We start from the raw sequence: 20,389 nt of genomic DNA on the forward strand, positions 1-20,389 counted from the left end.
TTTTCGAGGTCAGCGCGAAGAAGTGGAAACGCGGTAGATCATGACATGCTTGTAGGGCTTGCCGGGATCGACGCGGGTGGACGGGAAATTCGGGTGGTTCGGCGAGTCCGGGAACTTCTGCGGTTCCAGCGCGATCCCGTCGCCCATGCGGTAGAGGTGGCCGTTCTTGCCGATGAACGTGCCGTCCAGGAAGTTGCCTGCGTAGAACTGCACGCCCGGTTCGGTCGTCAGCAGTTCGAGCACGCGGCCCGAGACCGGGTCTTCGAGGCGGGCGGCCAGTTCTGGGGTCTTGGTAACGCCCTTGTCGAGCGCGAAGTTGTGGTCGTAGCCGCGGCCCATGACGATCTGCTCGTCCTTGCCGTCGCGGATGCCTTCGCCGACCAGGCGGGCCTTGCGGAAGTCGAATACGGTGCCGGTCACGTCACGCAGTTCGCCGGTCGGGATCAGCTTGTCGTTCACGGGGGTGTAGTGACCCGCCGGGATCGTCAGCAGTTCCTGCATGGCATCGCGCGGGCTGCCTTCACCGGCCATGTTGAAGATGGCGTGGTTGGTCAGGTTGATGACGGTCGGCTTGTCGGTGGTCGCCTCGAAGACGATCTGGAGGTTGCCCTTCTCGTCCAGCGAGTAGGTGACCTTGGTCTTCACCGTGCCGGGATAGCCCGAATCGCCGTCGGGGCTGACGAGCGAGAACACCGCCGTCGCCACCGGGCCGGACTTGATCTGCTCGACCTTCCAGTTCTGCACGTCCCAGCCCTTGCCGCCGCCGTGCAGCGACTGGCCGTGGTCGTTCTGGGGAAGCTGGTAGGTCTTGCCGTCGAGCGTGAACTTGCCGTCGGCAATGCGGTTGCCGTAGCGGCCGATGGTGGCACCCCAGTAGTTCGGGCGCTTCTCGTAGCTGGCGATATCGTCATAGCCGAGCAGGATGTCGGCGGACTTGCCGTCACGATCCGGGGCCATCATCTTCCACAGCGTGGCGCCGTACGTCAGGATCGTCGCCGAGACGCCGTTGGCGGCTTTCAGCGTGACCGCGCCCACCGGGGTGCCGTCGGCAAGTGTGCCTGCCGGGGCCTGCGAGGCATCGGCGGCAAGTGCGGGATTGGAAAGAGCCAAGGCCGGGGCGGATATCGCCATTGCCATCAACGCCTTGCGCAGTTTCCTCATTATCCTGGCTCCCATATCTTTCCTGTAAGTCGTTTCCGCAACGTGTTACCGGACGCTGTCAGACGACGACGCCCATTGACGATATTGCTTCCCGCATATAGTCCGACAAATAGAAAGAGCGCAAGCCGGTTTGCCGCAGGGCACGGCAGCGGTTCACTGGTTTAGAGAGGATAGTCATGCCCCCAGTGGTTTCATCTGGAGATGCCCCGGTGCTTCACGCGCAGCCAGCGGGCGTCCGCTACGGCCCGGCGCTGACGCTGCTTGCCAGCCTGTTTTTCATGTGGGGCTTCATCACCGTCATCAACAACACGCTGCTGCCGCACCTGCGCAGCGTGTTCGACCTGAGCTACACCCAGACGACGCTGATCGAATCGGTGTGGTTCATCGCCTACTTCGTCGCCTCGATTCCCTCGGCCAAGCTGATCGAGCGGATCGGCTACCAGAAGTCGCTGGTCACCGGCCTGCTGATCATGGCGGCGGGCGCGCTCGGCATGATGCTGGCGGCGAGCATTCCGTCCTACGGCGTCACGCTGCTCATGCTCTTCGTGATCGCCAGCGGCATTACCCTGCTTCAGGTGGCGGCGAATCCCTATGTCGCCGTCGTCGGCAAGCCCGAGACCGCGTCTTCGCGCCTCAATCTGGTGCAGGCGCTCAACTCGGCGGGCACGATGCTGGCCCCGCTGTTCGGCGCCTATCTGATTCTCGGCCGTTCCAAGAGCGGTACTTCGGCCGCCGGAACCGTGCTGACCGATGCCGAGCGTCTGGCTGACGCCCATTCGGTGATCCTGCCTTACGCGCTCGTCGCCGTGGTGCTGGTGATCCTCGCCGTGGTGATCGCCAAGTTCCCGCTGCCCGCGATGGGTTCGGCCAACTCGCGCCTCGCCAAGGAGCAGCGCAAGCACCTTTCGCTGTGGAATCACCGCAACCTCGTGTTCGGCATTCCCGCGATCTTCATCTACCTGATCGCCGAGATCGGCGTGGCGAACCTCTTCGTGAACTTCGTCAGCCAGCCCGACATCGCCAACCTGACGCACGAGCAGGCGGGCAAGTACCTCACCTTCCTGTGGGGCGGCATGATGGTCGGCCGTTTCGCCGGTTCCGCGATCATGCAGCGCTTCGACGCCGGCAAGGTCCTGGCGTTCTTCTCGGTCGGCGCTTTCGCGGTGATGGTCGTGACGATCTTCGCCCATGGCCCGGTCGCCATGTGGTCGCTGATCCTCGTCGGCCTGTTCCACTCGATCATGTTCCCGACCATCTTCACCCTCGGCATCAAGGGTCTTGGCCCGCTGACCGAGGAAGGCTCGGGCCTGCTGGTGATGGCGATCGCGGGCGGTGCGCTGGTGATCGTGCAGGGCTGGCTGGCCGACAATTTCGGTCTCCAGAACTCCTTCATCCTGACGGCGGTCTGCGAACTCTACGTGCTGTTCTATGCGCTGTGGGGCAGCAAGGCGACCAATGGGGAGCCGGACCTCGTTCCGGAACCCGCCGAGTAATCGGACGGTCTAGCGTTTACGAAAAAGGCCCCGGCGATCGCTCGCCGGGGCCTTTTTCATAGCTGGGTGTCCGTTTGCGGCTTGGACCGTAACAATCTGCTCCATCGCCCCCGCCCTTCGCGGGAATGATGGGGTTTGGTTCGTGATGGGTCAGGGCAGGGGTGGGGCCAGGAGTAGTGAGTAAAGGCGGGCTAAGGAGGCTACTCCGCCCCGCTCGCCTTCACCATTGCGCTGCGGGTGTCTTCCAGCGCCAGATCGACCAGCACGTTCATTGCCTCCGCCGCCGCAGCAGCATCGCCTGCCGCAATGGCATCATAGACGCGCACGTGGTCGGGAATCGGGTTGCGGGGCAGGGCGCGAGCGCGCTGCTTGAACTGGGTGGTCCAGTTCACTGCCGCGCCGATCGAGGCGCTGAGCACCAGCAGGGCGTCATTGCGCGTCGCCTGGAGAATCGCATTGTGGAAATCGCGGTCCGCAGCGCGCCCGGCCTCGGTGGTGAGGGTGTGGCGGCGCATCGCCGCCAGCGCGTCCTTCATCGCCTTGAGGTCGTTCTTGTCGCGGCGCTGTGCGGCGAGGCGGGCAGCGGCGGGCTCGACGATGGCGCGCAGTTCGAACAGGCTGCGGACGAATTCGATGTCCGGCTCGCCGGCGAAGGCCCAGCCGAGCACTTCGGGGTCGAGCAGGTTCCAGCGATCGCGCGGCAGCACGCGTGTACCGGCCTTGGGGCGACTGGCGACGAGACCCTTCGCGCTCAGCACCTGAATGGCCTCGCGGTAGGCGCTGCGCGAGACTTGCAGCTCCTCTGCGAAAGCCACTTCGCCAGAAAGAATGTCCCCAGGTGCATATTTGCCGGACAAGATGGCCGTTCCCAGTTTATGGGCTATCGCGCCGTGCAGACGGCGTCCGGGACCGCGGGCCTCATCTGCGGGCCTCGCGCTTTCTTCATCATTCACAAAATTGGCTTTTGACACTGTTATTGGCACCTCTCCGATGGAACCTAACAGTCCTTCTCACGTGAAGGAACGACAAACATTGCGTTTCCTGTGCGCTGAGAATATGTCGGAGTAAATAGGGAGACCCCAAATGACCGAATTCCGTTCCATCGTGGCCGCAACCGGCGAACCTCAGGGTGAACCGCTGGCCGTGAACGGCGCTGCCGATGTCGCTGCCGCCTGCGCCGCAGCTGCCGCAGCCTTCGATACCTACCGCGCTACCGACCGTGAAACCCGCGCTTCGTTCCTGGAGCGAATCGCTGACGAGATCCTCGCCATCGGTGAGCCGCTGATCGAAGCCTACATGGCCGAGAGCGGTCTGCCGCGCGGTCGCGGTGAAGGTGAGCGTGGCCGCACCATGGGCCAGCTGCGTCTGTTCGCCGATGTCGTCCGCAAGGGCCAGTGGCAGCAGCTGCGCATCGATCCGGCTCTGCCGGACCGCGCTCCGCTGCCCCGTCCCGACCTGCGCCTGCGCATGATCCCGGTCGGCCCGGTCGCCGTGTTCGGCGCCTCGAACTTCCCGCTCGCCTTCTCGACCGCCGGTGGTGACACCGCTTCGGCGCTCGCCGCCGGTTGCCCGGTCGTGGTCAAGGGTCACCCGGCCCACCCGATCACCGGCAGCCTGATTGCCGCCGCGATCACCAAGGCGGTCAAGGACGCCGGTCTTCCCGAAGGCGTGTTCCAGCACCTCGTCGGTCCGTCGAACGAACTCGGTGCCGCGCTGGTTCAGGACCCGCGTATCGCTGCCGTCGGCTTCACCGGCTCGCGCGGTGGCGGTCTTGCCCTCGCCAAGCTGGCTGCGGCCCGCGAAGTGCCGATCCCGGTCTATGCCGAAATGTCGAGCATCAACCCGGTCCTGCTGCTTCCCGAAGCGCTCAAGGCGCGCGGCGAAGCACTCGGCACCGCTTTCGTCGGTTCGCTGACGATGGGCGCCGGCCAGTTCTGCACCAACCCTGGCCTGATCCTGGCCGTCGAGGGTGAAGGTCTGGACGCCTTCGTCGCTGCCGCCACCGGCGGTGTTGCCGAAGCCAAGCCGCAGACCATGCTGACCACCGGCATCGCCGCCGCTTATGCCAAGGGCGTCGAAGCGCTTGAAGGCAACGCGGGCGTCGAGACCATCGCCAAGGGCGAAGAAGGCAGCAAGACCACCGGCGGTGCGATCCTGTTCCAGACCACGGCTGCGCAGTTCCTGGCGGACAAGGCCATCGGCCACGAAGTGTTCGGCGCTGCGTCGATCGTCGTGCGCTGCAAGGACGAAACCGAACTCGCCGGCCTGCTCGAAGGCCTCGAAGGCCAGCTGACCGCCACCCTGCACATGGACGCTGCCGACGAAGCCGCCGCTTCGCGCCTGCTGCCGGTGCTGGAACGCAAGGTCGGCCGTATCCTCGTCAACGGTTGGCCGACCGGCGTCGAAGTGTGCCACGCGATGGTCCACGGCGGCCCGTTCCCCTCGACCACCGACCCGCGCACCACGTCGGTCGGCAGCCTTGCGATCGACCGCTTCCTGCGTCCGGTCAGCTACCAGAACTTCGCACAGGGCCTGCTTCCGGCAGAACTGCGCGACGCAGCCTACGGTGACGGCGCTCCCCGCCTGATCGACGGCACGCTTACCCTCTAATCAGTCCAACCCAATACCCGCGGCGCGCTCCCCCAAGAAGGCGCGTCGCGGTTAGGGCCAGTCCCTTCGGGAGAGATCCATGACCTACCTTCGCCTGCTCCAGCATCGCGCGCCCGACGGCGTGCGCTCCGTTATCCTTGCCGAGGGCGCTGCCGCCCACTTCCTTCAGGGCGTCACCACCACCCGCGAACTCGCGCTGCGCGCCATTGCTGATGGTGTGACGCTGGCCGAGGCTGCCAAGGCTTGCACTGCGGGCGAAGCGGTTGATATCGCCGCCGAATTCGCGGCCGGCACCCTGCTGGCCCCGATCGACCACGACGATTCGGCTCACCTGCTGATGACCGGCACCGGCCTCACGCACCTCGGTTCGGCCGAAGGCCGCAACAAGATGCACGCTGCCGCCGCCTCGGGTGAGCACGTCACCGATTCCATGCGCATGTTCCTTGAGGGCCTCGAAGGCGGTAAGCCCGCCGCCGGCACCGAAGGTCAGCAGCCGGAATGGTTCTACAAGGGCGACGGCCAGCTGCTCGTCGGCCCCGGCGAAGCGCTGACCATGCCTTCGTTCGCCAAGGACGGCGGCGAAGAACCGGAACTCGCCGGTATCTACCTCGTCGGTGAAGAAGGCACCGTGTACCGCCTCGGCCTCGCGCTCGCCAACGAGTTCTCGGACCACGTGACCGAGCGTCACAACTACCTCTGGCTCGCCCACTCGAAGCTGCGTCAGGCCGCGCTTGGCCCGGAACTGCTGCTCGGCACCCCGCCGGAGAAGATCGAGGGCACCAGCAAGATCGTCCGCGACGGCGAAACGATCTGGGAAAAGCCCTTCCTCTCGGGCGAGGCGTACATGTCGCACACGTTTGCCAACCTTGAGCATCACCACTTCAAGTACGACCTGTTCCGCCGCGCCGGCGACGTGCACGTCCACTTCTTCGGCACTGCCACGCTCTCGTTCAGCGACGGCGTGACCACGCAGGAAGGCGATGTGTTCGAAATCTCGGCCGCGCCGTTCACCCTGCCGGTAGCAAACCCGCTCGCCCGCGCTGCCGCCCCGGCCGCACCGACGACGACCGTGAAGGCGCTCTGAGCATGGACCCGATCCGCATTGCCATCGTTGGCGTCGGCAAGATCGCCCGCGACCAGCATATCCCCGCGATCGAGGGCAACCCGAACTTCAGCATCGGCGCCACGGTCAGCCCGAATCATCGCGGCCCCGAAGGCATCCCGCACTTCAGCAGCCTTGAAGAGCTGATCGAGAGCGGTCCGGCGATCGACGCGGTGGCGCTCTGCACCCCGCCGCAGGTCCGTTACGACCTCGCCGCGCTGGCGCTGTCGAAGGGCATGCACGTGTTCCTCGAAAAGCCGCCGGGCGCGACCCTGGCCGAAGTGGCCGCGCTGGAAAGCCGCGCCGAGAAGGTGGGCGTCACCCTGTTCGCCTCGTGGCACTCGCGCTACGCTGCCGGTGTCGCTCCGGCCCGCGCCTGGCTGGCCGAGCGCACCATCCTCAGCGCCAAGATCGTCTGGCGCGAGGACGTGCGCGTCTGGCATCCGGGTCAGGACTGGATCTGGGAGCCGGGCGGCCTTGGCGTGTTCGATCCGGGCATCAATGCCCTTTCGATCGCCACCCACATCATGCCGCGCCCGTTCTTCCTGAAGGAAGCCACGCTCAGCCTGCCCGCCAACCGCGCCGCGCCGATCGCCGCCGACATCGAGTTCCGCGATACCGCCGGTGCCGAAATCCACATGGACCTCGACTGGCGCCAGACCGGCCCGCAGTCGTGGGACATCATTGTCGAGACCGATGCGGGAACGCTGAAGCTCGCCAATGGCGGCGCCGTGCTCACCCTGTCCACCGGCACCGAGCATAACGAGGACCTCGAATATCCGGGCCTCTACGCGCGCTTCGCCAACCTGATCCGTGGCGGCCGCAGCGATGTCGACATCGCGCCGCTGCGCCTCGTTGCCGACGCATTCCTGCGCGGCAAGCGCGAACTCGTTGAAGAATTCCACGACTGATATCCCAGGGAGGGGACTGAAAATGCTGAAGGCGCTTCGCCTCACCACTGCTGCCGTCCTGCTGAGCGCCACCGCGCTTGCAGGCACGGCACAGGCTGACACCAACGGCCAGCCGACCACCGCGACGATCGAAGCCGACAAGCCCGGCCCGGTCTACCACAAGGAAGTGTTCACCCAGTTCGCCGAGCATCTCGGCACGGGTATCTACGGCGGCCTGTGGGTCGGCAAGAACAGCAAGATTCCGAACACCAACGGCTTCCGCAATGACGTCGTCAGCGCGCTCAAGGACCTTGCGGTTCCCGTCATCCGCTGGCCGGGCGGCTGCTTCGCCGACGAATATAACTGGCGTGAAGGCATCGGCCCGCAGAACACCCGCCCGGTCAAGGTCAACACCCACTGGGGCGGCGTGACCGAGCCGAACACCGTCGGCACCCACGAATTCTTCGAACTGCTGCGCCAGGTCGGCGCGGAAGCCTATATCGCCGGCAACGTCGGTGACGGCACCCCGCGCGAAATGGCCGAATGGGTCGAATACATGACCGCGCCTGCCGGTTCGCTGGCGCAGCTGCGCGCCAAGAACGGCCACAAGGAACCGTGGAAGGTCGCCTACTTCGGCATCGGCAACGAGCTGTGGGGCTGCGGTGGCAACATGCGTCCCGAATTCGCGGCCGATGAAACCCGCCGTTACGCCACCTTCGTCAAGGCGCCTGCGGGCACCAAAATCCTGAAGGTCGCCGCCGGCGCCAATGTCGACGACTACAACTGGACCGAGACGATGATGCGCGTCGCCGCCGATCGTCTCGACGGCGTTTCGCTGCACTACTACGTCCACCCCGCCGGTGGCTGGCCGCCGCGTGCGCCTGCCGTCGACTTCGACGAGAACGGCTGGGCCGATGCGCTGAACGGCGCGCGCCACATGGACGAGCTGATCACCAAGCACTCGGCGATCATGGACAAGTACGATCCCGAAAAGCGGCTCTTCCTGGCCGTGGACGAATGGGGTTCGTGGTACGCTCAGGATCCGGGTACCCATCCGGGCTTCCTGCGCCAGCAGAACACCCTGCGTGACGCGCTGATCGCCTCGGTTCACCTGGACATCTTCGCCAAGCACGCCGACCGCGTGCGCATGACCGCCATCGCGCAGATGGTGAACGTGCTCCAGGCGATGATCTTCACCGATGGCAACAAGATGGTGCTGACGCCCACCTATCACGTCTTCGAGATGTACAAGCCGTGGCAGGATGCCACCGTGCTGCCGATCCAGATCAAGTCGCCCTGGTACTCGAAGGACCAGTACACGATGCCTGCGGTCAGCGGCTCGGCGGTGAAGGCGAAGGACGGCAAGATCCATGTGGGCCTGTCCAACCTCGATCCGAACCAGCCGAACACGGTGACGATCAAGCTCGACGGCGTGAACGCTTCGGCGGTCACGGGCCGTATTCTTACGGCACCGGCGATCAATTCGCACAACACCTTCGATGCGCCGAACGCGGTCAAGCCCGAGGCCTTCTCCGGCGCGAGCGTGCAGGGCGGCAATCTTGTCGTCACCCTGCCTGCCAAGTCGGTCGTGGTGCTCGAACTGCAATGAGCGTGAACCACGTCCTCGGCGATTGGGGCACCACCCGCCTGCGGCTGTTCCGCCTCGACGGCGAGGACGTGGTCGCCCGGCTCAGCGGGCCGGGCGCGCTCGAAGGCCATGCCGAAGCGGCTCTGGCCGAGAGGCTGGAGACCTGGAAGGCCGAAGGGCCGCTCTCCGAAGTCGTGCTTTGCGGCATGGCCGGGGCGCCCGGCGCGCTCGTCGCGGCAGGCTATGCGGCCAGCCCGGCGGACGCCGCCAAGTGGCTGTCCTCGCGCACGCGGCTCGAAGTGGCCGGTATCCCGGTTTCGGTCCTTCCGGGGCTGAGCTGCAAGGATTCCGAGGGTGTGCCCGAAGTGATGCGGGGCGAGGAGGCGCAAGTCTTCGGCGCCCTCGCGCTCCACCCCGAACTTGGTGTGGGCGAGCATCTGGTCGCGCTGCCGGGCACTCACTGCAAGTGGGTCTCGGTGGTGAACGGCACCATCGTCGGCTTCCGCACCCACCCGACCGGCGAACTCTATGCGCTGCTGGCGGGCCAGTCTACCCTGACCGGGCCGGATACGCCGGGTGAGGGCACGTTCGACGAGGGTTTCGCACGCGGCGTCGAGCGCTGCGAGGAACCGCTGACCGGCGCCCTGTTCGAAGCCCGCGCCGCGCGGATGCTCGATGGACGCTCGAAAGACTGGTCGCGCGGCTATATCTCCGGTCTGCTGATCGGCGGCGAAGTCGCCGCACAGGTGCCTTCCGGTGTTACGGTGGTACTGATCGGCGACCCGGCGCTTTCCGCGCTCTATGATCGCGCGCTGGCGGCCCGAGGCGGCTCGTCGCGCAAGATCGATGGCGATGCGGCGGTTCTCGCCGGGCTCGCCATCGCGAAAGGACAGAAGGCATGAAGATCGAAGACGTTCTGGCCGCAGGCCATGCACCCGTTGTAGCGATCCTGCGTGGTATCCAGACCCACGAGGCGGTCGAGATCGGCACCGCGCTGGTGGAAGCCGGCGTTCGTATCATCGAAGTGCCGTTCAACTCGCCCGATCCGGCAGGCTCCATCGGCGCCATGGCAGAAGCGCTGGGCGACCGTGCGGCCATCGGCGGCGGCACCGTGATCGGCACCGACCTTGCCGAGACACTAGCGGGCGTTGGCGGCACTTTCATGGTTTCGCCCAATGTCGATCCGGCCGTCATCAAGCGTTCGATCGAACTCGGCATGGATGTCCTGCCCGGCTTCCTGACCCCGACCGAGGCCTTCGCCGCCGTGGCGGCAGGCGCCAGCGACCTCAAGTTGTTCCCCGGCTCGGTGCTGGGCAGCAGCTACATCAAGGCGATCCGCGAAGTCCTGCCCAAGACCAGCCGGGTCTGGGCCGTGGGCGGCGTGGGCGCAGCCAATGTCGCGGAATACCGCGCGGCGGGCGTCTACGGCATCGGCGTGGGCGGCAGCCTCTACAAGCCCGGCTTCGATGCCGCGACGGTCGGCGCCAAGGCCGCCGAGATCGTCGCCGCATGGAACGCCTGCGCAGCATAACAAGACAAGTTCGGAGAGTAGCGTGTTCAGGAAATTCCTCGGTATCGCCAGCCTTGCGGTTCTGGCCGTCGCCGGGTCGGCGGATGCGCAAGTGCAGGGCGGCGAAAAGCCGGCCACGCTCAATTCCCAGCTGACCGGCGACCTCACGGTGCACGATCCGGTCATCATCCGTGAAGGCGATACCTACTACGTCTTCAGCACCGTGGGCCGCTATGTCGGCATCAAGACCTCGAAGGACCTGAAGGCCTGGAAGGACGCGGGTGCGGTCTTCGCCGAGATTCCGGCCTGGGCCAAGCAGGCGATCCCCGGCACCGAAGGTATCTGGGCGCCCGACATCTCCTATGTGAACGGCGAATACCGGCTCTACTATTCGGTTTCGACCTTCGGTTCCAACCGCTCGGCCATCGGCCTCGCCACCAGCAAGACGCTCGATCCGAAAGCCAAGGGCTACGGCTGGAAGGACCAGGGCCTTGTCGTCATGTCTACGCATGACGATGACTTCAATGCCATCGACCCCAACTTCGTCGAGGACGCGCAGGGCCGCCAGTGGCTCTCGCTCGGCAGCTTCTGGACCGGCATCAAGCTCTTCCCGCTCGACGCGAAGACCGGCAAGGTCGCGCCCGGCACCGAGCCTTATTCGATTGCCCGCCGCCTTGCCCCGGCAGGCGGCCCGGCGCCCGTCGAAGCGCCGTTCATCATTCCCCACGGCGGTTACTATTACCTGCTCGCGAGCTACGACTATTGCTGCAAGGGCGTGAACAGCACCTATTACACCGTCGTCGGTCGCTCGAAGAAGATCACCGGGCCTTACCTCGGCAAGGACGGCAGTGCGATGATGGAAGGTCGCGGCACGATCTTCCTGCGCGCCGATCTGGAGGAGCAGCAGCGCTTCCGCGGCCCCGGCCATGCGGGCGCCTTCACCGACAAGGACGGCACCACTTACGTCGTCTACCACGCTTACGACAAGCAGGCCAACGGCGCGCCCACGCTGCGCATTGCCCCGATCCGCTGGGATGCGGACGGCTGGCCTCTTGCCGAATACTGAACCCACCTGACGGCACCCCGATTCCGATCGGGGTGCCCTTTTTTCTGATCGCCGGACAATTCGAGCGGCGACACGAAACAGATTTCAAGGAGAGGACCTCATGAACTTTTCCCTTTCGCGCCGCGCTTTCGCCGCCAGCGCCGCCCTGCTGCCCATCGCCTGCAACCGCGCGGGCGAAGCCGCACTCGGTGGTGACGAGAAGGCAGGCATCACCGACCCGCTCAAGGGGCCGATCAACCCGTTGGTGAAGAACCGCGCCGATTCGCAGATCTTCCGCCACGACGACGGCAATTACTACCTCACCGGCTCGGTCCCCGAGTACGACCGCCTGATCCTGCGCCGTTCGAAGACCCTAGCGGGCCTCGCCACCGCCGAGGAACGCGTGCTCTGGCGCCATGAGAAGACCGGCCCGATGTCCGGCTTCCTCTGGGCGCCCGAACTGCACCTGATCGACGGCAAGTGGGTCATGTATTTCGCGGCAGGTCCCAGCGGCGGCGGCGAGGACGTGTTCCGCATCCGCACTTATGCGATCGTCTGCGACGGCGCCGACCCGATGACCGGCAAATGGTCGGTCCTGGGCGAGTTTAAGATGCCGTGGGACAGCTTCAATCTCGATTCCACCAGCTTCGTCCACAAGGGCCAGCGCTACTTCGCCTGGGCCCAGCGCGAAGAGGGCATCGACACCAATTCCAACCTCTACATCGCGCCGATGAAGGATGCGCTGACCCTCTCGGCCGATCCGGTCCGCCTTACCGTGCCGACGCTCGACTGGGAAACCCGCGCCTACAAGGTGGCCGAGGCCCCCGCGGTCCTGGCGAAGAACGGCCGCCTGTTCATGACCTACTCGGCCAGCGGCACCGGCGCCGTCTATTGCCTCGGCATGCTGACGATCGACGAGAACGCGAATCTCATGGACCCCAAGGCCTGGACCAAGTCGCAGAAGCCGGTCTTCGCGACCTGCCCGGAAACCTCGGTCTACGGCCCCGGCCACAACAGCTTTACGGTGGACGAGCACGGTAACGACATCCTCGTCTACCATGGCCGGGACTACGAGAAGATCGAAGGCGACCCGCTGCTCAACCCGGACCGCCACACCCGCGTCCAGCGCATCTATTACGGCGCCGACGGGGCGCCGGACTTCGGCGTTCCGGTCGGCAACGGCGCGCTGCCCGAGCGCTTCACCCCCGCCGTGCGCCGCGACGTGATGCTCGGCCATGACGGCACGAAGCTTGTCCTCGCTAAGGGCCTGCCGATTCCGCAGACCCAGTTCCGCGAAGTTGCCGGTACCGACGGCGCGGTGCATCTCTCGCCGATCCTCCAGCGCGACCATGGCTTCACGGTCGGCAAGGACGGCGTGGTCACCCTCGCTGCCCTCGACAGCGCCGATCTTTTCCTGCGTGAGGCGGGAGAGGCCAAGGATACCGTGCGTTTCGTCTCCAAGGCCGACTCGTCGAAGGCACTGGCCTTCTCCGGCGATGCGATCAAGCTGGCGGACAAGAACGATCCGAGCACCAGCTGGCTCGTTGGTTGACCGGCAACAAGTCAGACAAGAACCCTTGTATATCGGCCGGAAAGCTTGCTTTCCGGCCGATTTTGCGACCATTCTGCCACACCCGTCCCAGCTTTTTGACAGCCTTCCCGCTTTTCCGCTTGCAACGCATTAGTCAGACTAATAATTAGTCAGAGTAATTGAAGGGGCATGGTATCGGCCAGCCCCATTGGGAGGGTTGATCCATGGCACTCAAGCCATTCGCATTCTGCACCGCATCCATTTTTGCAATGAGCCTCGCCACGGTCGCTCATGCCCAGGATGCCGCTCAGTCCGACGATCAGCCTGCGCAGACCGAAGAGATCATCGTCACCGGCGTTCGCGCGTCGCTGGCGAGTGCGCAGCGCATCAAGGAAAACTCGATCCAGATCGTCGACTCGATCGTCGCTCAGGACATCGGCAAGCTGCCGGACAACACCGTGTCCGACGCGCTCCAGCGCGTGACCGGCGTTCAGGTGACGCGCGGCGCCGGTGAAGCCGGTACCGTTCTCATCCGCGGCCTGCCCAACACCGCAACGCTGCTGAACGGCCGCGAAGCCTTCACCGGGACCGCGCGCGGCGTATCGCTCCAGGACATCCCGGCGGAACTGCTGGCCGGTGTCGACGTCTACAAGACCAGCACGCCCGACCTCGTCGAAGGCGGTGTCGCCGGTGTCATCGACGTGCGCCTGCGTCGTCCGTTCGACTTCAACGGCCTGGAAATCGCCGGTGGCGGCCGCGCGGTCTATTCGGACCAGTCGGACAAGTGGGGCTACCTCGGTAACGCCCTTGTGAGCGATCGTTGGGAAACCCCGATCGGCGAAATGGGCCTGATGCTTTCGGCATCGTACAATCGCCGCCGCTTCGAGGACAACACGGCGTTCGACTTCGTGTCGAACCCGATCGCCGATCCTGCCACGGGCAACATGGTCGGTGTGCCGGACACCGTCGGCGGCCTCTACACCAACGGCGACCGCAAGCGCATGGCGTACAACGGTTCGTTCCAGTGGCGCCCGGCTCACAACCTCGAAGTCTATGTCGACGGTCTCTACACCCAGTACAAGAACCGTTACGATACCGACTTCTTCGTCGGCCTGCCCAAGGCGGGCAACGTCACATCCGTTACCCCGAGCGCGGACTATCCCGATCTCGCCAGCGGCGTGACGGTGAACGATGCCTACACCATCACCAGCAATCAGGCCTATCAGGACAAGACGACGACCTGGCAGGTGAACGGCGGCCTCAAGTACGATGCCGACGATAACACGACGATCTCGACCGAGCTGACCTACAGCCGCAGCACGATCAAGAACCGCAACATGATCGTGGACACTTCGTTCAACGCCCCGACGGCGGTGTACGAATTCGATCGTGGCGGCACGCCCTACATCGATATCCAGGGTGTGGACCTGACCGATCCGGCCAACTTCACGCTGCGCACGCTGTTCGACAACCACAGCGTTGCCGTCAGCAAGCAGTGGGCATGGCGCGCCGATCTCGAGCATCGCTTCGATGACGGCTTCCTGTCGAGCTTCAAGGTCGGCGCCCGCTACACCAACCGCCGCGTGAGTTCGCAGGCTACGGCTTCGGTGCCGATCGCCGCGGCCAACCCGGTTCTCGTCAGCACGCTTCCGGAAGATTTCTGGGACCTGTCGCCGAGCGGCCTCGTAAAGGGCCGTGCCGGTATCGGCTCGTTCCTCGACGCCAACGGCGACTATCTGCTCAACAACAGCGATGCCGTCCGCGCTCTGTTCGGTCAGGCGGCAGGTGATCGTCCTTACACGCCTGAACTCGCCTTCTTCGATGTCGAGAAGACTTATGCCTTCTACGGCCAGGCCGCTTACCGCTTCGATATCGGTGCCATGCCGGTCGACGGCGTGGTCGGTGCCCGCGTGGTCAACACGGTACAGAACCTGGCCGGCAACGGAATCGACAGCAAGCAGAACTATGTGAATATTCTGCCGAGCATCAACATCCGCTTCGGTCTGGCCGATAACCTGAAGCTCCGTCTGGCGGCCGGCAAGACCATCACCCGCCCGAACTTTGCCGATCTCAACCCGCTGGTTACCTACACGCCCAGCGGTTCGACCGGCAACCAGGGCTATGCTGGCACTGGCGGTGGCGGTAACCCGGATCTCGCGCCGATCAAGTCGGACGCTTACGATGCCACGCTGGAATATTATATCAGCAACAATGCATCGATCACGGCTGCCGCATTCTACCGCAAGTTCGACGGTTACATCCAGACCTACTCGGCTCCCGAGCAGTACCAGGGCCAGACCTGGTTGGTGAACCGTCCGCGCGGCGTGGAGGGTACGCTCAAGGGTATCGAACTGGCTTACCAGCAGTTCTTCGACTTCCTGCCGGGGCCTCTCAGCGGTCTGGGTGCGCAGATCAACGGCACCTACATCGAAGGCAAGAACGACGACCCGATCAATGGCGGTACCCAGCGTCTCGTCAACGTGTCGAAGTATTCGTACAATCTCGTTGCCATCTACGAGAAGTATGGCGTTTCGGCGCGCCTGGCCTACAACTGGCGCTCGAGCTTCGTCGACAGCTACAACTCGGGCGGTACGCAGGCGAGTTCCGTCGTCGCCAGCCCGACCGGCCAGCTCGACTTCTCGATGAGCTACGATGTGACGCCGCAGTTCACGCTGACCTTCGATGCGACGAACATCACCGACCGTACCTATCAGGATCGTTTCAAGGGGCTGAACTCGCTGACCGGCGTCTATTCCAGCACCCCGCGTGACACGCGCACTTACGACCGCACTTTCGAGTTCGGCGCGCGCTTCAAGTTCTGATCTGACAAGGCAGGCCGCGACACACGTCATTCCGTGTCGCGGCCGGCCATGGGCGGCCGTCCCTCCGGGTTCCTCTCCCAACACAGGCCCGGGGGGACGGCCGCCTCTTTATTTTCCTGCCACTGACGCTCGCCAGACCATGAAGGGGTAACGATGCGCGGAAACATCCGGACGATCCTCGCCACCGCGGCACTTCTTGCGAGCGGGGCCAGCCTGCCGCCCGCCGCATCTTCCAAGACCTCTGCCGTTTCTGCTGTTGCCCCGGCGTCGCCCAAGCTCGATACGGCCGCCATCGCCAAGGCCCGCTTCGGCAACGACGCCGCCTGGTACGAACCGCGCATTCCCTTCTTCGAGAGCGCCGATCCAAAGATCGATGCGGTCTACTACTACCGCTGGGGCCTGTTCCGCGCGCACCAGCGCGACCTTGGTGCACAAGGCTACATCACCACCGAATTCGCCGACGACGTGGATTGGCAGCGCGAGCCTTTCGCCAGCCTCAACGACGCCAGCGGCTTCCATATCGCCGAGGGACGCTGGCTGAATGACCGCCGCTTCACCGGCGACTACATCGATTTCATGTACGAAGGCGGCAACGACCGCCACTTCACCGACCACATGGCGGATTCGGTCTGGGGCCGCTACCTCGTCGACGGCGACCGCGAGGCGGTGCTCGCGCACCTCAAGACGATGCGCCACATCTACCGCCTGTGGGACGAGAAGTTCGACTTCACCAAGGGCCTCTACTTCGTCGAGCCGCTGCTCGATGCCACCGAGTACACCGTGTCCTCGATCGACGCCTCGGGCGGCAAGGACGGATTCCGGGGCGGCGATTCCTTCCGGCCTTCGGTCAACAGCTATATGTTCGCCAATGCCCGCGCGCTTTCGCGTATGGCCGAGATGGCGGGCGATACCGCCATGGCGAAGGAATATGCAGGCCGCGCCGAGGCCCTGCGCACTCGCGTGCTGGAAGACCTGTGGACTCCGAAGCTCGGCCACTTCGTCGATCGCTATCAGGTCTCCAACGAGCATGTGAAATACTGGGACCAGATCCGTAACCGCGAACTGGTCGGCTACCTGCCGTGGATGTTCGATCTTGTTCCGGACGACGCGAAGTATTCCGGTGCATGGTCGCATCTGCTCGATCCGAATTCGCTCGCGGGCAAGGCGGGCATGCGGACGGTGGAGCAGGACTACCAGTATTACATGCGCCAGTACCGCTACCTCGGCACCGCGCCCGAGTGCCAGTGGAACGGCCCGATCTGGCCCTACCAGACCACGCAGGTTCTGACCGGCATGGCCAACCTGCTCGATCACTACGGCCAGAAGGGGCCGGTGACGCGCAGCGACTACATGCGCCTGCTGCGCCAGTATACGCAGCTACACTATCAGGGGGGCGGCAAGAGCGCGCGCCTCGACCTCGAGGAGGATTACCACCCCGAGACCGGCAAGCCGATCGTCGGGCTGGACCGCAGCCATCACTACTTCCACTCGGGCTATCTCGACCTGATCCTGACCGGCCTCGTCGGCATCCGCCCCCGCGCGGACGACGTGCTGGAAGTGAACCCGCTGCTGCCGGCGGCGGGCGATCCGCAGGCGCTCGGCTGGTTCCACATCGAGCGCGTGCCCTATCACGGCCATGAGGTCTCGGTGACATGGGACATGGACGGCAAGCGCTATGGCCGCAAGGGGCTGACGATCGCGGTGGACGGCAGCGAAGTCGCGCACCGCGACGACCTTGGCCGGGTCGAAGTGCCGCTGGCCCGCAAGGCCAATGCCCCCGTCGTGCGCGAGATCAATCTCGCCGTGCAGCTGGTGCGCGGCAATTTCCCCAAGGCCAGCGCTTCTTCGGGCACGGATGCGGAAAAGCTCCACGACGGCATCGACGGTCGCGCTTGGTTCTATCCGGAACTGCCGAACGGCTGGGATTCCGCGTCGGGCGGCGGCGAGCAGTGGTATGCGGTGGACTTCGGCAAGACGGTCTCGCTCGGTTCCGCCGAACTCGCGTTCTTTGCCGATGGCGGGACCTTCGCCGCGCCGCGCAAGGTCCGGGTCGAAGCGTGGCAGGACGGTCGCTGGCAGGTGGTGGCGAAGCCCGCCGCCGCGCCGCTGGCGAATGGCGTGACGCGGCTGACCTGGACGTCGGTTCAGGCCGAGCGCCTCCGCGTGGTCATGACGCCTGCGGGCGGGAAGGCGATCCGCCTCGCCGAACTCAAGGCCTTTGCGCGTTGATCGGGTTTCCGGCGGATCGTGCAAGCCACTGAAAGTCCGCCGGAAATTTCTGTTCTTAACGCAAAAGAAACCGTCTCGCGAAATCCGGAATTAACCGCGAGACCGGCTCTCTATGGGCATGTCTCACGGCTATCCTTTCGCCTCGCTGGCCTCTGCCGCCTCGTCCTTCTTCGGCCTTTCGGCGATGATGCCGGGGTGGCTGGCCGGTCTCGCCGCCGCGCATATTGCCTGCGCGGTGCTGTTCATGGGCCTGTTTCGGCACGAGACCAGCTAAGCCCCGGCCTTTCCAGCGAGTAATTCGGGCGTGAGCACTTGCGGAAGCTGCTCGGCCTTGCCTGATCCCCCCGCGTACCAGACGTAGAGCGGCACCCCTGCTGCGCCTTGGGCGGTGAGGTAGCGGGTGATTTCCGGATCGCGCCGGGTCCAGTCGCCGCGCAGCACCACGACGCCGGCCTTCTCGAAAGCGGCGCGCGTGTCTTCGCGTTCGATGGCGACCTGCTCGTTGACCTTGCAGGTCAGGCACCAGTCGGCGGTCATCCACACGAAGACCGGCTTGCCCGAGGCGCGTGCCTCGGCGAGGGCCTCCTCGCTGAAGGGCTTGGCCGCCAGCAGCGATTCCGAAGCTGCCGAGGAAGGTGCGGGCTGCGGCAGCAGCGCGAGCGCGAGAACGGCGAGAGCGGCAGCGACCAGCGCGGCAGACTTTGCCGACTTGCCCCGGCGCTGCGCCTTGCCCGCCGCGAAGAGCGCGACGAGGATCAGCAGCAGGCCGCCGAGCGCCGCCAGCGCGAAGCCGGTCCCGCCAACTTTCCACGTCAGCCAGGCGAGGGCGAGAACGGTGAGGCCCATGGGCAGCGCCATCCAGTATCGGAACGTGACCATCCAGCGGCCCGGCTTGGGCAGGCGCCTGCGTAGCGCGGGAACGAAGGCGACCGCCAGGAAGGGTAGGGCGATGCCGAGGCCGAGCGCGGCGAACAGGCTCATCGCGGGCAGGACCGGCAGCAGCAGTGCCGCGCCCATGGCGCTCGCCATGAACGGGCCGGTACAAGGGGTGGCGACGAAAGCGGCCAGCAGCCCTGTAGCGAAAGCGCCGCGCGTAAAGCTCGACGGCGAACCGCCCGAGGCAAATCCCGGTACGGTGAATTCGAACAGGCTCAGCAGGTTGGCGGTGATCGCTGCCGCCAGGAACAGCAGGCCGACGACGACCAGCGGCTCCTGCAGCTGGAAGGCCCAGCCGACTTGCTCGCCGCCCGCTCGCAGCGCCAGCAACAGCGCCCCGAGGCCGAGGCAGGCGAGGATCACGCCTGCCGTATAGGCGAGGCCCTCGATCCGGGCATGGGCCTCGCTCTCACCCGCGCGGGCGAGGCTGAGCGCCTTGAGGCTGAGGATCGGGAAGACGCAGGGCATTACGTTGAGCAGCAGCCCGCCCGCCAGCGCCGCCAAGAGCAGCAGCGGCAGCGAGGGCAGTTCGGGCGCGGCGGCATCGTTCGCGATCGGCGTGCCTCCGGCGGGCACCGTGCCTGGGCGGGCGGTGAAGGCGATGCCGTCTCCGGCGCCGTTGAGGCGCAGCACGCCGGTCAGCATGTCCGCTCCGCGCGGGTCGAGTTTGACGCGGGGCAGGGTGACGATCAGCAGGTCGCCCTTCCAGGCGAACTGCTGCGCGCCCGCGTAGTCGATCAGCTTGTCCTCGCCCACGAAGACATGGGGGCTTTCCAGCGGCGTCGCGGCGGGCAGGGGAATGGCGAGGCGCACATGGCTATCGTCGAGGCTGAAGGTGCCCGCCGCATCGAGCGGGGCGGGCAGGCGGCGCTGCCATTCCGCGAAGCGCGGGTCGGCTTCGGGGGCAGTCTTGGCAGCGATCGGCACTTCCACCGCGAGGTCGGCCTGCTCGGGCACGCAGATCTGCTCGGTACAGGCCAGCCACTGCGCGCGCAGATGGACCGGAATCCGGCTGCCCGGTACCGCGTTCGCGGGCACCGTGAAGGGCACCAGCACCGCGTAGTCGCTCTCGTAGACGTGGTTCATCAGCCCGGAGACCACCAGCGTCTGCGGCACTGGATAGCGCGGGCTTCCGGCCCTGGCGCCGTCCGGCAGGGTCCAGTCGAGCTGCATGCCGAGGCCTGCGTCGCCCGGATTGGACCAATAGCCGTGCCAGCCCTTCTCGGGCGACATGTGGATGGCGATCGTCGTCTCGCCGCCCGGCGCGCTCGCGGGACCGGCCACCAGTTCGGCGGCAATATGCGCGGGAGCAGCTTGCGCGGCCAGCGGCATGAGCAGGAGCGCCAGAATCTGACACATGAGTGCCATAAACAGGCGGTAGCGGCGCTTTTCCATGAGACTCCCGTGCGTTGGGTGGCGCTTGCGTCGCACGCGCATTCCAGACATCGGTGCATCTGCGCCGATTGTACCCA

General features: G+C 65.5%; 15 protein-coding genes. 12 read left to right on the plus strand and 3 right to left on the minus strand.

The window, feature by feature from the left end; all coding sequences use genetic code 11:
• Positions 1 to 9: 9 nt before the first annotated feature.
• Entirely contained in the window at positions 10 to 1,161 is a 1,152-nt protein-coding gene (locus ACZ1II_RS10240; protein ID WP_465146330.1) for an aldose epimerase family protein, read from the minus strand.
• A gap of 176 nt (positions 1,162 to 1,337) precedes the next feature.
• On the opposite strand from ACZ1II_RS10240, the gene ACZ1II_RS10245 reads away from it, so the two are divergent.
• Positions 1,338 to 2,654 carry a sugar MFS transporter gene (locus ACZ1II_RS10245; RefSeq protein WP_465146331.1) on the plus strand — a complete coding sequence of 439 codons (1,317 nt, stop codon included), beginning with the start codon at positions 1,338 to 1,340 and terminating at the stop codon, positions 2,652 to 2,654.
• A 200-nt stretch (positions 2,655 to 2,854) separates the two neighbouring features.
• Here ACZ1II_RS10245 and ACZ1II_RS10250 read toward each other — a convergent pair whose 3' ends face one another.
• A complete protein-coding gene (locus ACZ1II_RS10250; RefSeq protein WP_465146332.1) occupies positions 2,855 to 3,607 on the minus strand; it encodes a FadR/GntR family transcriptional regulator in 753 nt (250 codons plus the stop codon).
• Positions 3,608 to 3,737: 130 nt separating this feature from the next.
• Here ACZ1II_RS10250 and ACZ1II_RS10255 point away from each other — a divergent pair, with 130 nt between their 5' ends.
• The 11 genes from ACZ1II_RS10255 to ACZ1II_RS10305 all read left to right on the plus strand — a co-directional run bounded on the left by ACZ1II_RS10255 (position 3,738) and on the right by ACZ1II_RS10305 (position 18,255).
• Positions 3,738 to 5,264: an aldehyde dehydrogenase (NADP(+)) gene (locus tag ACZ1II_RS10255; protein ID WP_465146333.1), complete on the plus strand. Its 1,527-nt coding sequence runs from the start codon at positions 3,738 to 3,740 to the stop codon at positions 5,262 to 5,264.
• A gap of 79 nt (positions 5,265 to 5,343) precedes the next feature.
• Positions 5,344 to 6,348 carry an AraD1 family protein gene (gene araD1 / locus ACZ1II_RS10260; RefSeq protein WP_465146334.1) on the plus strand — a complete coding sequence of 335 codons (1,005 nt, stop codon included), beginning with the start codon at positions 5,344 to 5,346 and terminating at the stop codon, positions 6,346 to 6,348.
• Between the two features lie 2 nt (positions 6,349 to 6,350).
• A complete protein-coding gene (locus ACZ1II_RS10265) occupies positions 6,351 to 7,277 on the plus strand; it encodes a Gfo/Idh/MocA family protein (protein ID WP_465146335.1) in 927 nt (308 codons plus the stop codon).
• 22 nt (positions 7,278 to 7,299) lie between these two features.
• Positions 7,300 to 8,865 carry an alpha-N-arabinofuranosidase gene (locus ACZ1II_RS10270; protein ID WP_465146336.1) on the plus strand — a complete coding sequence of 522 codons (1,566 nt, stop codon included), beginning with the start codon at positions 7,300 to 7,302 and terminating at the stop codon, positions 8,863 to 8,865.
• Positions 8,862 to 9,746, plus strand: coding sequence for a 2-dehydro-3-deoxygalactonokinase (locus ACZ1II_RS10275; RefSeq protein ID WP_465146337.1), 885 nt, complete (start codon positions 8,862 to 8,864; stop codon positions 9,744 to 9,746). The genes ACZ1II_RS10270 and ACZ1II_RS10275 overlap by 4 nt, the downstream gene beginning before the upstream one ends.
• Positions 9,743 to 10,375: a 2-dehydro-3-deoxy-6-phosphogalactonate aldolase gene (locus tag ACZ1II_RS10280; RefSeq protein ID WP_465146338.1), complete on the plus strand. Its 633-nt coding sequence runs from the start codon at positions 9,743 to 9,745 to the stop codon at positions 10,373 to 10,375. The genes ACZ1II_RS10275 and ACZ1II_RS10280 overlap by 4 nt, the downstream gene beginning before the upstream one ends.
• Positions 10,376 to 10,397: 22 nt before the next feature.
• Complete coding sequence (locus tag ACZ1II_RS10285; RefSeq protein WP_465146339.1) at positions 10,398 to 11,420, plus strand: arabinan endo-1,5-alpha-L-arabinosidase; 1,023 nt, start codon at positions 10,398 to 10,400, stop codon at positions 11,418 to 11,420.
• A gap of 100 nt (positions 11,421 to 11,520) precedes the next feature.
• The gene (locus ACZ1II_RS10290; RefSeq protein ID WP_465146340.1) at positions 11,521 to 12,951 is read left to right on the plus strand and encodes a glycoside hydrolase family 43 protein; all 1,431 of its coding nucleotides are present in this window, start codon (positions 11,521 to 11,523) and stop codon (positions 12,949 to 12,951) included.
• A 248-nt stretch (positions 12,952 to 13,199) separates the two neighbouring features.
• Positions 13,200 to 15,752 (plus strand): TonB-dependent receptor, encoded by a 2,553-nt coding sequence (locus tag ACZ1II_RS10295; RefSeq protein WP_465146341.1) that lies wholly within the window; start codon positions 13,200 to 13,202, stop codon positions 15,750 to 15,752.
• 153 nt (positions 15,753 to 15,905) lie between these two features.
• Positions 15,906 to 17,981: an MGH1-like glycoside hydrolase domain-containing protein gene (locus ACZ1II_RS10300; protein WP_465146342.1), complete on the plus strand. Its 2,076-nt coding sequence runs from the start codon at positions 15,906 to 15,908 to the stop codon at positions 17,979 to 17,981.
• 112 nt (positions 17,982 to 18,093) lie between these two features.
• A complete protein-coding gene (locus ACZ1II_RS10305) occupies positions 18,094 to 18,255 on the plus strand; it encodes a hypothetical protein (RefSeq protein WP_465146343.1) in 162 nt (53 codons plus the stop codon).
• On the opposite strand, the gene ACZ1II_RS10310 is transcribed toward ACZ1II_RS10305, so the two are convergent.
• The gene (locus tag ACZ1II_RS10310; protein ID WP_465146344.1) at positions 18,252 to 20,312 is read right to left on the minus strand and encodes a protein-disulfide reductase DsbD family protein; all 2,061 of its coding nucleotides are present in this window, start codon (positions 20,310 to 20,312) and stop codon (positions 18,252 to 18,254) included. The genes ACZ1II_RS10305 and ACZ1II_RS10310 overlap by 4 nt on opposite strands.
• Between the last annotated feature and the right edge of the window lie 77 nt (positions 20,313 to 20,389).

The organism is Novosphingobium sp. BL-S-20 (assembly GCF_055521635.1).

Coding starts and splice junctions, on each gene's coding strand:
- ACZ1II_RS10240 (WP_465146330.1), bottom strand. CDS start 1,161: ATGAGGAAACTGCGCAAGGCGTTGATGGCAATGGCGATATCCGCCCCG.
- ACZ1II_RS10245 (WP_465146331.1), top strand. CDS start 1,338: ATGCCCCCAGTGGTTTCATCTGGAGATGCCCCGGTGCTTCACGCGCAG.
- ACZ1II_RS10255 (WP_465146333.1), top strand. CDS start 3,738: ATGACCGAATTCCGTTCCATCGTGGCCGCAACCGGCGAACCTCAGGGT.
- araD1 (WP_465146334.1), top strand. CDS start 5,344: ATGACCTACCTTCGCCTGCTCCAGCATCGCGCGCCCGACGGCGTGCGC.
- ACZ1II_RS10265 (WP_465146335.1), top strand. CDS start 6,351: ATGGACCCGATCCGCATTGCCATCGTTGGCGTCGGCAAGATCGCCCGC.
- ACZ1II_RS10270 (WP_465146336.1), top strand. CDS start 7,300: ATGCTGAAGGCGCTTCGCCTCACCACTGCTGCCGTCCTGCTGAGCGCC.
- ACZ1II_RS10275 (WP_465146337.1), top strand. CDS start 8,862: ATGAGCGTGAACCACGTCCTCGGCGATTGGGGCACCACCCGCCTGCGG.
- ACZ1II_RS10280 (WP_465146338.1), top strand. CDS start 9,743: ATGAAGATCGAAGACGTTCTGGCCGCAGGCCATGCACCCGTTGTAGCG.
- ACZ1II_RS10290 (WP_465146340.1), top strand. CDS start 11,521: ATGAACTTTTCCCTTTCGCGCCGCGCTTTCGCCGCCAGCGCCGCCCTG.
- ACZ1II_RS10295 (WP_465146341.1), top strand. CDS start 13,200: ATGAGCCTCGCCACGGTCGCTCATGCCCAGGATGCCGCTCAGTCCGAC.
- ACZ1II_RS10300 (WP_465146342.1), top strand. CDS start 15,906: ATGCGCGGAAACATCCGGACGATCCTCGCCACCGCGGCACTTCTTGCG.
- ACZ1II_RS10305 (WP_465146343.1), top strand. CDS start 18,094: ATGGGCATGTCTCACGGCTATCCTTTCGCCTCGCTGGCCTCTGCCGCC.
- ACZ1II_RS10310 (WP_465146344.1), bottom strand. CDS start 20,312: ATGGAAAAGCGCCGCTACCGCCTGTTTATGGCACTCATGTGTCAGATT.